13 protein-coding genes and 1 tRNA gene are annotated in these 12656 nt (G+C 36.0%); 12 read left to right on the forward strand and 2 right to left on the reverse strand.

Going from position 1 to position 12656, the window contains the following annotated elements:
* Positions 1-99 precede the first annotated feature (99 nt).
* The 4 genes from NG743_RS20030 (at position 100) to NG743_RS20050 (ending at position 3256) form a co-directional block, all read left to right on the forward strand.
* Entirely contained in the window at positions 100-345 is a 246-nt protein-coding gene (locus tag NG743_RS20030) for a type II toxin-antitoxin system HicB family antitoxin (RefSeq protein ID WP_027402125.1), read from the forward strand.
* A gap of 542 nt (positions 346-887) precedes the next feature.
* On the forward strand, positions 888-1547 hold the full coding sequence (locus tag NG743_RS20040) for a Uma2 family endonuclease (protein WP_257120757.1): 660 nt from the start codon (positions 888-890) through the stop codon (positions 1545-1547).
* Between the two features lie 187 nt (positions 1548-1734).
* Positions 1735-2436: a Uma2 family endonuclease gene (locus NG743_RS20045; protein WP_027402123.1), complete on the forward strand. Its 702-nt coding sequence runs from the start codon at positions 1735-1737 to the stop codon at positions 2434-2436.
* Positions 2437-2653: 217 nt separating this feature from the next.
* Positions 2654-3256, forward strand: coding sequence for a hypothetical protein (locus NG743_RS20050; RefSeq protein ID WP_027402122.1), 603 nt, complete (start codon positions 2654-2656; stop codon positions 3254-3256).
* Positions 3257-3339: 83 nt separating this feature from the next.
* Here NG743_RS20050 and NG743_RS20055 read toward each other — a convergent pair whose 3' ends face one another.
* Both NG743_RS20055 and NG743_RS20060 read right to left on the reverse strand, forming a co-directional pair.
* The gene (locus NG743_RS20055) at positions 3340-3915 is read right to left on the reverse strand and encodes a Uma2 family endonuclease (RefSeq protein ID WP_257120758.1); all 576 of its coding nucleotides are present in this window, start codon (positions 3913-3915) and stop codon (positions 3340-3342) included.
* Between the two features lie 25 nt (positions 3916-3940).
* Positions 3941-6640 carry a CBS domain-containing protein gene (locus NG743_RS20060; RefSeq protein WP_027402121.1) on the reverse strand — a complete coding sequence of 900 codons (2700 nt, stop codon included), beginning with the start codon at positions 6638-6640 and terminating at the stop codon, positions 3941-3943.
* A gap of 250 nt (positions 6641-6890) precedes the next feature.
* Here NG743_RS20060 and psbZ point away from each other — a divergent pair, with 250 nt between their 5' ends.
* From psbZ to NG743_RS20100, 8 genes are all read left to right on the forward strand, one after another.
* Positions 6891-7079: a photosystem II reaction center protein PsbZ gene (gene psbZ / locus NG743_RS20065; protein WP_027402120.1), complete on the forward strand. Its 189-nt coding sequence runs from the start codon at positions 6891-6893 to the stop codon at positions 7077-7079.
* 527 nt (positions 7080-7606) lie between these two features.
* On the forward strand, positions 7607-8098 hold the full coding sequence (gene ribH, locus NG743_RS20070) for a 6,7-dimethyl-8-ribityllumazine synthase (RefSeq protein ID WP_027402119.1): 492 nt from the start codon (positions 7607-7609) through the stop codon (positions 8096-8098).
* Between the two features lie 142 nt (positions 8099-8240).
* Positions 8241-8312, forward strand: a tRNA-Gly gene (locus NG743_RS20075).
* 202 nt (positions 8313-8514) lie between these two features.
* The gene (locus tag NG743_RS20080; protein ID WP_257120759.1) at positions 8515-8922 is read left to right on the forward strand and encodes a hypothetical protein; all 408 of its coding nucleotides are present in this window, start codon (positions 8515-8517) and stop codon (positions 8920-8922) included.
* A 4-nt stretch (positions 8923-8926) separates the two neighbouring features.
* Positions 8927-10192 (forward strand): glutamate-5-semialdehyde dehydrogenase, encoded by a 1266-nt coding sequence (locus tag NG743_RS20085; RefSeq protein ID WP_027402117.1) that lies wholly within the window; start codon positions 8927-8929, stop codon positions 10190-10192.
* A gap of 107 nt (positions 10193-10299) precedes the next feature.
* Positions 10300-11490, forward strand: a complete 1191-nt coding sequence (locus NG743_RS20090) for a hypothetical protein (RefSeq protein ID WP_257120760.1) — start codon at positions 10300-10302, stop codon at positions 11488-11490.
* 11 nt (positions 11491-11501) lie between these two features.
* The gene (locus NG743_RS20095; protein ID WP_027402115.1) at positions 11502-12095 is read left to right on the forward strand and encodes a hypothetical protein; all 594 of its coding nucleotides are present in this window, start codon (positions 11502-11504) and stop codon (positions 12093-12095) included.
* Positions 12092-12652, forward strand: coding sequence for a hypothetical protein (locus NG743_RS20100; RefSeq protein WP_257120761.1), 561 nt, complete (start codon positions 12092-12094; stop codon positions 12650-12652). The genes NG743_RS20095 and NG743_RS20100 overlap by 4 nt, the downstream gene beginning before the upstream one ends.
* Positions 12653-12656: the final 4 nt, after the last annotated feature.

Consider the following 12656-nt stretch of genomic DNA (forward strand, 5'->3'; position numbering starts at 1 on the left):
CCTGGTGGATAATAAATAGACTTATTCAGAGTATCGTTGAAATAGATGAAAACTGCTGTAACATAAGAAATATTTACTTCTTAACAGGAAATAGTAAAAATGCTGGCAAGTTACATTGATAAAGCAATGGAATTAGCAGTTTATGAAATTATTGAAGATGATGGTACTTATTGGGGTGAAATTCCAGGTTTGCAGGGAGTATGGGCAAATTATAAAACCTTAGAAGGTTGTCGGCGCGAGTTGAAAGAAGCACTCAGTGATTGGTTGGCTTTACGTTTACGTTTAGGGTTAAATATTCCTTTGATTGAGGATATTAACTTGAATCAAATTACAGAGCCAGTATAAAATGCCTAGATTAACACCTGTTTCTCGGAATTATTTGATAAAGCGTTTGCGTTAGAATGGATATTAGATCAATATAAAGAAAAGAAACCAAAAGATCCCACCATTGCGGAAAAATTCAATACCTATCGTTTCGCAGATTACAAAGAACAGGTAATTGATTTATTAATGAGAGTTTGTACCGTGAGTGTGGAAACAATGAAAATAATTAGAGAAATGTCTGAATCAGGATAACCAGGATTCGAGGATTTTCAGGATAAAATATCAAAAATTAAACGCAGATAATTTTTACATTTTCTCTGTGTTCTCTGTGTTCTCTGTGGTTCGATAAAAAAAGAAATTGTCTGAATCAGGATATCCAGGATTTAAGGATTGTCAGGATTAATGAATATAATAATGTCTGATAGCGTAGCCATATCAGGATATCCAGTATTTAAGGATGTTGAGGATTAATGAATATCACATCCTGTTAATCTTTTAATCCTGTAAATCCTGATTCTGACAATTAATGCTATAATCAACAAATAACTACTTGGTATCACATCATGATGATTACTCAAGAATTAGAACTTAAAGAAAACATCTCTCAAGATGTGATTTTTCCTCCTAATGATTTATATAGTGATGAACCTCCCGTGGAAACAGAACTACATCTAGAGCAAATTATGCTCTTAATCAAATGTCTCAAATGGTTGTGGAAAGATAGATATGATTTCTATGCTGCGGGAAATCTCACCATTTACTATAGTCCTAATCAGAAAAAATCAGAATATTTCCGAGGTCCAGATTTCTTTGTTGTGCTGGGAACAGAACGCAAAACTCGGAAAAGTTGGGTAGTTTGGAATGAAGACGGTAAATATCCCAATGTAATTTTAGAAATTCTCTCACCAACTACAGCGAATACAGATAGAGAATACAAAAAAGAACTTTATCAAAATACTTTCCGCACACCGGATTATTTTTGGTTTGATCCTTATACACTAGAATTTGCAGGATTTCATTTATTAGATGGAAAATATCAACCTCTAGAAGCAAATGAAAAAGGGCATTTATGGAGTGAACAATTAAATTTATATTTGGGAATTCATGAGGGATTATTGCGCTATTTCACACCAGAAGGAAAGCTAGTGCTTACCCCTGAAGAAACCGCAGAACGTTTAGCAGCAAAACTGAGAGAATTAAATATAGATCCTAATACAATTTAATCTACAATCAAACGTAGGTTGGGTTAAGCGATAGCGAAGCGCTCCACAGGAATCGCGCCACCCAACGAAAGTTTTAATAATCAGGTTTAATAATGTTGGGTTTTAGTCAGATACCCGACTTCTTAAAGAAGTCGGGTATCTTGTAATTCGATGCTATAATCAACCAATAACTACTTGGTGTCATATTATGATGATTACTCAAGCATTAGAACTTAAAGAAAACATCTCTCAAGATGTGATTTTTCCTCCTAATGATTTATATAGTGATGAACCTCCCGTGGAAACAGAACTACATCTAGAGCAAATTATGCTCTTAATCAAATGTCTCAAATGGTTGTGGAAAGATAGATATGATTTCTATGCTGCGGGAAATCTCACCATTTATTATAGTCCTAATCAGAAAAAATCAGAATATTTCCGAGGTCCAGATTTCTTTGTTGTGCTGGGAACAGAACGCAAAACTCGGAAAAGTTGGGTAGTTTGGAATGAAGACGGTAAATATCCCAATGTAATTTTAGAAATTCTCTCACCAACTACAGCGAATACAGATAGAGAATACAAAAAAGAACTTTATCAAAATACTTTCCGCACACCGGATTATTTTTGGTTTGATCCTTATACACTAGAATTTGCAGGATTTCATTTATTAGATGGAAAATATCAACCTCTAGAAGCAAATGAAAAAGGACATTTATGGAGTGAACAATTAAATTTATATTTGGGAATTCATGAGGGATTATTGCGGTATTTTACACCAGCAGGAAAGTTAGTTTTTACCCCTGAAGAAACCGCAGAACAGGAAACCCAAAGAGCCGAAAAGGAAGCGAGAAAATCAGAACGTTTAGCAGCAAAATTGCGGGAGTTAAATATAGATCCTGATACAATTTAATCTACAATCAAATGTAGGTTGGGTTAAGCGATAGCGAAGCGCTCCGCAGGAATCGCGCCACCCAACAAAAGTTTTAATAATATGTTTTAATAATATGATGTTGGGTTTCGTTCCGATTGCTCCGCGTTCATGCAGTGTCCCGCAGGGATACGTTTACGTTCCACAACCCAACCTACGGAACTAAACTCTGTTTTTGTAGCAAAGATTAATTATAACTATGCCCTACAGTGATTTTACACTAAAAAAAGTCCGTCAGGATTTAGCGATCGCCATCCATGAAGGAGGACGGTTTTTTCCAGATGTACCTCCTGTAAAACCTGATGATTTGCTACGTCAAGAACTAGAAGAAGGTTTACCATTGGTACTTGCACGAGGTAGTGAAAAAGCTCGTTCTGAATGGATTATTAGCCCTGTATTAACAGCAGTTCGACGATTATTAGATCGTCAAATTAGCCTCTTTTCTGGAGAAGATTTTACCGTTGATCCTAGTATTGGACTCAATGGTATTTGTGACTTTCTGATTAGTAAATCACTAAGCCAATTAGAAATTCAAGCTCCAGTAGTTATAATTATAGAAGCAAAAAAAGAAAATCTTAATGGTGGTTTAGGTCAGTGTATTGCAGAAATGGTAGCTGCCCAAAAATTTAATGCTGCTAATAATGTCAACATTCCCATAATTTTCGGTTCTGTCACCAGTGGAACTACTTGGAAATTTTTAAAACTGGAGGGTAATTCAGTCACTATTGATATTACTGAATATCCATTGCCACCAGTTGAGCCAATTTTAGCATTTCTAACATGGATGTTATCAGTAAATTAATATTGTTTTTAAATTCTGTAAATCCTGATATAGCTACGCTATCAGACAATAATATGATGTTGGGTAACATACGTCAACCAAACCTACTGGAAATTTACACCTTCATAAATATCACTGAAGGGAATTTGAAAATCTATTGATTTTAAAGACAATATATCATTTACTGATTCATATTCAGTTAATACCCATTGTCCTTCGGCATTTTTGGCAAATTGTTCAATAAAACATTCATATTGGTCAATCATAATATATTCTTTTAATTCAGGAAGAGAACGATAAAATCTAAATTTGTCGGTTTTATCATAATTTATAGTTGATTTAGATAACACTTCGACAATCATTAACGGATTTGTTACTTGAGTAGTTCCAGTTCCTTGATATATTGGTTCTCCTTGAATTACCATAATATCTGGATAAGTATAGATTTGATAACGTTGTAGCCACAATTTAACATCACCCATATAAATCTTGTAATTTTGATTCCGCATTTTTAATTTAAAATGTAGATAAAAATTACCTGAAATTTCATTATGATTTGTAGTTCCACCAGTCATTGGTATAATTTCCCCATCTATATATTCGTTTTTAAATTCTGATTTTTCTTCTAGTTCTAAATATTCTTCTGGAGTGTAATATTTGCTGGATGTTTGAATTTGCATATCAACCTCATATTTTTAATATCAATTACCCAGGATAATGCTTGGCTAAAAATTCTTGTGCTTCCGCTTTATCCTTAATTATACCATCTACAGTCGCAGTCAATAAATCATCAAGCATTTGCTTATATTGAGGACTAGGTTTATAACCCAATTGTTTTAAATCATTTCCATTTAATAACGGTTGAATATTTCCCCAATTTGTTAAATATTGCCAAATCCGTCTTCTGATTTTGCGGGGACTTTGTAAAGCAATTAAGATTAAAGTTTGCAAATCATATTTCCTGAGTAAATAGAGAGTTTGACTAGGTTTTTCAAAAGTGGGTAATAATGTACTTGTCTCAGATTCCACTGAAAATAATTTCTCTAATCTAATAATACTATCATCAGTTAATTGCAGGTTTTTAGCTACCTTTCCCCGATATTCCGGTTGTAAATAGGCAATTAATACTTCTAGACGCATTTGCCAATTTATTAAAGTTTGTTTTTTGTCAAATTTCCTTAAACAGTGTTTTAATAAATTTAATTGTCGAGAAAGTTCTGCATCTAATTTTAGAGTAGGATGAATACATTGTAAAGCCCCTAAATTATCCAGCAATTCTAAAGCTGATTGCCAATAAGGTGCTGCTAATATATATTTTAATTCGGTTTTTAGCCGAGTTTGCAAAGCTGGAGTTTTATGATTTTCTTGACTTGTTCGATCATAAACTCCACTATTTATAGCATAACGAATATAGGCTTCTGTTTGTGGTTCTAGGGAAAATCCAAACCGCACCGCAAACCGGACTCCGCGATAAATCCGAGTTGGATCTTCAATAAAACTATTAGGGTGTAAAATCCGAACTTGCTGATTTTGTAAGTCTATAAAACCACCAAAGAAATCTAATAATTCACCAGCACGGGGAGAAGTTAGCCGCAAAGCCATTGCATTAATTGTAAAATCTCGCCGATATAAATCTTGCCGAATGGAACTAGCCTCAACTTCTGGATTTGCTGCTGGGTAAGGATAAAACTCGGTTCTTGCTGTGGCAATATCTACCCATAATGAGTCTAATAGTAAATCCTTATGCCATAATAAAGCCGCAGTTTGAAAAGCACCATGAATTTCTAATCTCGCATTTGGATAAATTTGCTGTAAAGCTTTAGCTAATTCTACACCTGCGCCCACATCTGCGGTTTTATGAAAACCATCAACAACTAAATCAATATCATTAATCATCAAACTGCGAGTTTCTGTTTCTGCTAATAGCAAATCTCGCACCGCACCACCCACTAAATAAAGATGCCAACCCCGTTTTTCTGCTTCTTGGGATGCGGTACTGAGTAATCGCCAAAGCTGAGGAGTGAGACGTTTTTCTAATTCAGTATTGAGTCCTAAATTTCGAGAATAATTATCAGTTGTTAATTCTATATTTTGAATTGTTAGTTGGTGTAATTCTCTTAAAATATCGGTGCGGGTGACAATACCAACTAATTGCCCATGATCTAATACTGGTAATCTACCAATATCATAAGTTACCATTAAAGACTCAATTTCTGGTAAAGAAGTATCAGGGGTAATTGTCTTTAAATTACCTGTCATATAACCTTTAACCGGTGCATGACTAAACCCATGATGTAAAGCAATATCTAAATCCCGACGGGAAATAATTCCGATTAATAAATCTTGGTTATTAACTACAGATAAACCTGAATGTCCATAACGCAATAAAATCCGCTGGGCTTCAGCTATAGTAGTATCAGGGCGAATTGTCCGCACTGGCGAAGACATCAAATCTCTAGCTGTGGGAGGATGGGGAATTTGGGCTTTTAAACTATCTAATAATTCTTGTAAAATTTGTTGGGAATCTGTGGTACGCAGATTAAGAGATGCAGCTTGAGAATGTCCCCCACCACCATGAGGTTGAAATAAGGAATTAAGATTTGTTTGGGGAATTTTTGTTCTCCCAATTACTGTGAATCGCCAATCATCTTCACCTAAAGGATATTCATTTGCCAACAGTACAGCATCGGTTTCTGTTAAGTCAATAATTTCGGAAGCTAAACCTGATAAACCGGGGACAAAACCATCTGTTTTTAGTGTCACCCAAGCAATAGTATATCCCCGCAAACAAAGATATTGTAAATTCTCTAAAGCTGTACTTAATAATTGTTGTAATTGTGGTGATAAACCAGGATCACGATACGTGGAAATAACTGATAAATTTGCCCCTTGCTGCATTAACCAAGCTAAAGCTAAAGCATCTCTGGCTGTAGATTGTTTATAGGTTAATGAACCTGTATCAACATGAATACCTAAAGCCATTACAGTTGCTTGGGCAGAATTTAAAGAAATATTATTTTTTTGCAATTCTTCTACCATTAAGGTGGTTGTCGCCCCCACTTCATCAATATATAATTGGGTGCTGGGAATGTCTCTATCTTGTCCAAAATGATGATCGTAAACGATGATTTCTTGGACACTGGGTAAATCGAACCAGATAGCGGCTTTACCAAGGCGATCGCGCTTTTGAGTATCCACAACCATTAAAGAGCGAATATTTTCAGGATTTACGGAACGTCTTTCAATCAACGGATACTCGTCACGGTGTAACGCTAAAAAGTCCCTTACAGGAGGATGTGCGCCCCCAGTTAAGACAATTTTACTGCCTGGTTTGAGACAAGTTAACCCTACCGCTGCCCCCAAAGCATCAAAATCCGCAGTTGTGTGACAAAGAATTAAATCCATATATTAAAGGTGACAGGGGACAGGTAACAGGTGACAGAGAAGATAATTTCTATCTTAATCATTTTCCCAATCCCCGAAAGAAAAAAACAGATTGGAAGATCAGAAGTGAGCAACTGTTACAAACCAGACGTAAAATATTAATTGATCAGGCGATGCCATATGAGTTCATAAGGTTCACTGAAAAACCTAAACTGTTTATACAGCAGCAGTTTCGGGAAAACTAAGATTTAGTTATGTTGGGAAAAACAAAATGAGCATAGTATTTCAAATCGCTTTAATATCATTAGTCCTGTTCTCCTTCGTGCTTGTGATTGGTGTACCTGTTGTTTACGCTACTCCTCAAAACTGGGTAGAATCTAAAAAACTACTCTGGGTTGGTTCAGCAATTTGGACGGCTTTAGTCGTGTTAGTTGGTATATTAAACTTTTTTGTGGTTTAGTTGAATGCTTTGAATATTCACTAGCGCATACCGTACACACTTTTAGAATCATAAAAGCTTAGGTGAAGAGTCAAAAAGAAAAAACTTTCTTTTTTCAATATCTTCGCCATTTTTTGTAGGCTGGGTTAAGAGGTTGTTTGAAAAGTATTAGATGAAACCGATAACCTCCAGAAACCTAACTCTTCCCCCCTTCCCTACCTCTCCTAAAAGGAGAGGGAAGCAGAAAAACTTTTTTTACCTGCAAGTAGGGTTTCAAAGCCTCTCCCTAGCCCTCTCCTAAGAGGCTACGGTGTACACACATATCGAATCACCATTATTCCTCAAATTACCCCTCCCTAACCCTCCCCGATGCTTTGGGGAGGGAACTAATTCTTCCGGTTTCCCCCCAAAGCATCGGGGGGATTAAGGGGGGTAATTTAACTTGTGTTTACATGACTTTTTCCTGATTGTGCTTTCCCGCTCTTCTATTTTCATGGCAGAAAAGTATATTGATAAAGCAGTTATTATAAATTTATTTAGAGGCAGTTATGGCAGTTTTTGAAGGAAATTTTCAGCACACTGAGTCTTTGCGCTTTGGATTGATCATAGCTCGCTTCAATGATCTTGTTACTTTAAAACTAGTAGAAGGATGTAAAGACTGCTTAAAGCGTCATGGTATAGATTCTGACCCTGAAGGACAGCAGGTAGATTACGTATGGGTTCCTGGTAGTTTTGAAGTTCCCAATGTAGCTCGTCAGTTAGCAATGTCTGGTCGTTATGATGCCATAATTTGCCTCGGTGCAATCATTAAAGGACAAACACCGCATTTTGATTATGTATCTTCAGAAGTTTCTAAAGGTATTGCTGCGGTTAGTTTCCAAACAGGTGTACCTGTAATTTTTGGCATTTTAACCACAGATACCATGCAGCAAGCACTAGAACGAGCCGGCATCAAGAGTAATCATGGTTGGGAGTACGCTATGAATGCTATAGAAATGGCTAGTCTCATGCGGCAATTACGCCCGAATTTAGCAGGTTAATTGGGTGATGGGTGATGGGTGATGGGTGATGGGTAATGGGTAATTGGTTAAAAATTCTTGCCACTGACAACTGAAAAAAAGTTGAGCTAAGGGGTTGACAAAGTTGAATATATCTGGAATAATAAGTTTATTGGTGAGTCTCGCGGGTGTAGCTCAGTGGTAGAGCGCAACCTTGCCAAGGTTGATGTCGTGGGTTCGAATCCCATCACCCGCTTTCTAGTTAAAGTAGATATGTTAAAATAACACTAAAGACTTTCCATCACCACTAAATTTGTAAATGATGGATATTTAGATTGGGAGTTTGTGAGAAAACTTTCCCAGCTACATTATTAGACGCAATTTTAAGGTTTCCCATACTGATTTTCAGGAAAACTAGGGAATAATGTAAAAAACCGCCCAAGTTATTTATCTCGCTTGTGCAACCTCAAAAACCAGATAAAATTGACTTAAATATGGAATACATTTGTCCTTGTCGTCGCAATGGACAGTTAATTCCTATTACACTCACAGAAGCGTTTGGATGCGATCGCTGTCAGCAGATTTTTGTTGTCGAAGAAAACGGATATGTATTAGAACAACTTTCTACTACTTATCCTTACAAGCGTGCTTGGCGCTGGAAAGGCAATAATTGGCAAATTGTTCAACCCCGATTAGGACAAAACTATTTACCAATAGCACTCAGCATTATTTTTGTGTTAGTGATTATATGGCTACCATTAGCTCTACGATTGGCTAATAGTTCCAACATCATAGCTTGGGCAATTGTAGCATTGCTATTGGTAATTCTGCCAGTACTAATGGTCTGGCTTACTTACAGACGTTAACTCCATGACAGGTGAAGTGATTGATGATTACCCCGAACCTATGACAAGTGCTAACCGCGCTTTTCAGGCTTCCTTAAAATTGGGAACGACTAAGGGGACAGATAGAAGTCGCGCCGTGTTAGCAATGGCACAAGCGATAGAAAGCGATTTTGATGAAATTCTCGAAGCTAATACTCTGGATTTAGAAGCAAGTCGAGAAATGGCAGTTCCCGAATTAATTTTGGACTGGTTGAAGCTAACCCCCTCTAGGTTGGAGAATACTATTAAGATTCTGCAACGATTGGGGGAATTATCTGATCCTTTGCGCCGGGTGAGAACTGCTGATTATCAACAGGAAGACTCTCAAAGTTATACTCAATTAATGCCTTTAGGGGTAATTGCCTTTATTTATGAGGCTTTCCCGGATTTGGGGGCGATCGCTGCTGGTTTTTGCATAAAAACGGGCAATAGTATTATTCTTAAAGGTAGTACGGAAGCTAGTAACTCTAATACAGCGATCGCTAACGCCCTGCAAACAGCCATTACAAAAGTCGGATTACCCGCAGGTTGTGTAGAATTAATCACCGCTGAACATGGTGCTTCAGTGCGAGACTTAGTTACCCAAGATCAGTATTTAAGTTTAGTTATTCCCTACGGACGTTCCAGTTTAATTCAACAGGTAGTCAGACAAGCAACCTGCCCAGTGTTAAAATCAGCAATGGGTAATTGTTATCTGTATTGGTCAGTGAATAGTAGCTTAGAAATGATTCGCTGGATGATTATGGATAGCCATGAAGGTGAACCAGATCAAGTCAATGCCATTGAAAAAGTCTTAGTGCATCGTCAAGCCTTACCATCTTCCTTATCAGTGCTGTGGAGTAGTTTGAAAGAAAAAGGTTTTCAACTTAAAGGAGATGCAGAATTAGTTGCAGCATTTCCCCAATTGCAATTAGCCAAAGATGAAGAATGGGGAACACCGTATTTAACCAAAACAGTAGCTTTTAAGTTAGTAGATAGTTTAGAAAGTGCGATCGCTTGGATTAATCAATATAGTAGCAGTCATGCTGATAGTATTGTCACAGAATCTTACCAAGAAAGTCGCCAATTTGCTTTAGGAGTAAATAGTGCTTCCACTTATATTAATGCTTCCCCTCGTTTTTCCCGTCACTCCTCACGAGGAGAGGCTGCATTTTTAGGAATGTCCAATCAAAAAGGACATCGTCGGGGATTTATCAGTTTGGAAACATTGACAACGGTGAAGCATATTGTTCAGGGAAATGGACGGTTTTAATAGTGAGTTGTGAGAAATAGAACTGTTATATATTTATAATAGTCATTAAAGATATTCAGCTATTTCTCACAATACGCACAATTTCGTAAACAGAGAGTTTAAGTTATATGTCAAACCGACTAAAGCTTTTTAGAGAAAGAATGGCAGCTTTTGAGGGTGCAGCAAATCCATCAGAAGCAATTGAAAGTGGTTATTATGTCCACGCACCGGGAAAATTACTTGTAGATAATATCTCAAATCGTATAGCTTTGCGTCCGTCTTCTTCACATCTTCTTTTAGGAGGTATTGGATCTGGGAAAACAACTCAATTATTAGTTGCTTATCAACAAATTAATGAAATAGAAGATATCCATGCAATATATATAGATGTTAGTGAATATACAGATATTTCTAAAATAACTACTGGTGTTTTAACTGCGATCGCAGGATTAGAAATTGCTAAACTTATTCAAGATAGTAAAGATAAAAATATTATACAATCTGTCGAATCAATTCGTGATCTTGCAAATGGTTATGCATCCTACAACTACGACGAATATCCTGAGCCGCATGAATATGATGAACCTATTATAGTAAAAGGTATTATTCCAAAGAAATCAGAAGGATATGGGATAAGTTTAGAGTTAGTAAAAACGGTCAGTGAATTAACTAAATATACTTCAGAAAAATATGGAAATCTGGTTCTTCTATTTGATGGATTAGATAGGCTTGATGATGCTAGAATGTTTATGCAGCTTGTGTTTTCAGATGCAAAAGCAATATCATCTGCGGGTATTGGTCTAGTATTAGTAGGTTCTTTAACTGCAATTTATGGAAATTATCATGATACCATTAATAAAAGTTTAGACTATTTTTACTATCAGCCATTTTTTGATGTCGAAAATGATCCAGAAGCTTATAATTTTTTTGAGAAAATTATTCAAACTCGCTCATCAGAAGATTTTATAGAAGAATCAGCAATTAAAGCTTTGATTCACTTTTCTGGTGGGGTTTTACGAGACTTTATTACCCTGACACAAGCCTCCATTGAGGAAACATATCTATCAGGTGAAGATAAAGTACAAGAACAACAAGTTTTAAAAGCTGTTGATTCAACTGGTAGAAATCAATTACTTGGTATATCAGATAATGAACTGAAAATTATTAAGCAAATTCTCCAAACAGGAACATTTATTCCTAGAACTGATGAAGATTTAAGATTATTAGTAAGACGAGTAATTCTTGAATATAGATATCCAAAACTACGTTATGCAGTTCATCCAGCCATGAAACCATTAATTCAACAAATTGTAGATTAAAATGAACTTCGATGATTAATTCACTTACGTCAGTTAGTATTGATGAATTTTTACAGAGAATTGGCTCACAACCAACATCAGGTAATACATGGTCAGCACTGATTACTTCAAATTTAGATAGTCAGCAATTAGTAGATGATTTGCAAGAAACACTTAGCATTTTTGCAGAATGTGAAGTGGGATGCTTTTCTGCAAATTCTGAAACTAATACTTTAGTAGACAAAATTATTAATACAACTGAAGATTATTTAATTCTTTGGAACTTTGAAAAATGGGATAAAAATAATTGGTATGAATTTGATTGTATGCGAAGTTCCCTGATGACAAAACGTGGATTAGTGCTGATTTTATCACCAGAATCAGCAAAAACTATGTTTTCTTATGCTCCAAATATTGTTAGTTGGCTCGGTTTTAGGGTATATTCATTTTTAAAAGATACAGAATTACTCAGTTTTGAAGAAACTCAGGAAAGACTAGCGACACTTAGAGAATGGTCAGGTTTAACTGACTCTCAAATAGTTGAAATGGCTGAAAAGCGAACTTTACCATCTGAACCTGAATATGCTGAATGGCTTGTCCTTCTGGAAAGGGGAGATTTAATTTGAGCAGTAAGAGTGACTGGGAGCAAATTTGTGAGAATGTACAAGCACGATTAGTAGAAAAGACTCCCCTGACAGTGAAAAGTGCTAACTTCTTGCGAAGTGAGATTTTGAGGTGTTTAACAAAAGCCTGTGATGATAAGCTTTTAAACAAAGAATATTATTCTAAAATTCATGAACTACTCAAAAAGACACCAAAGAGTAAAGGACTTATTGAAATAACTGGAGGACAAAGAAACTTTAAGCGACTTAAAGAAATTCCCCATTTTGAAAGATTTGATGGTTGCTGGTTTGATTTTGCAATTTTAGTGGATGAAAATATTAAACCTGCTGAAATTATTGCTTTTGACTTTGAGATTAGATTTTTAGAAGATAACCCAACTAAATTTTTACGATTTGATCTAAATTTACCAGAACACAATAATGACAATCAAGGAAAACGATTTCATTTACATCCAGGTAATGATGACTTAATGATTCATGCTTCCCCAATGTCACCACTAGAAATTCTGCATTTATTTTTATATGACTTAAAAATGCCTGAACGTCCTCGCAGTTCATGACAAC

This window comes from Dolichospermum heterosporum TAC447, assembly GCF_024584745.1.
GTDB classification, from domain to species: domain Bacteria; phylum Cyanobacteriota; class Cyanobacteriia; order Cyanobacteriales; family Nostocaceae; genus Dolichospermum; species Dolichospermum heterosporum.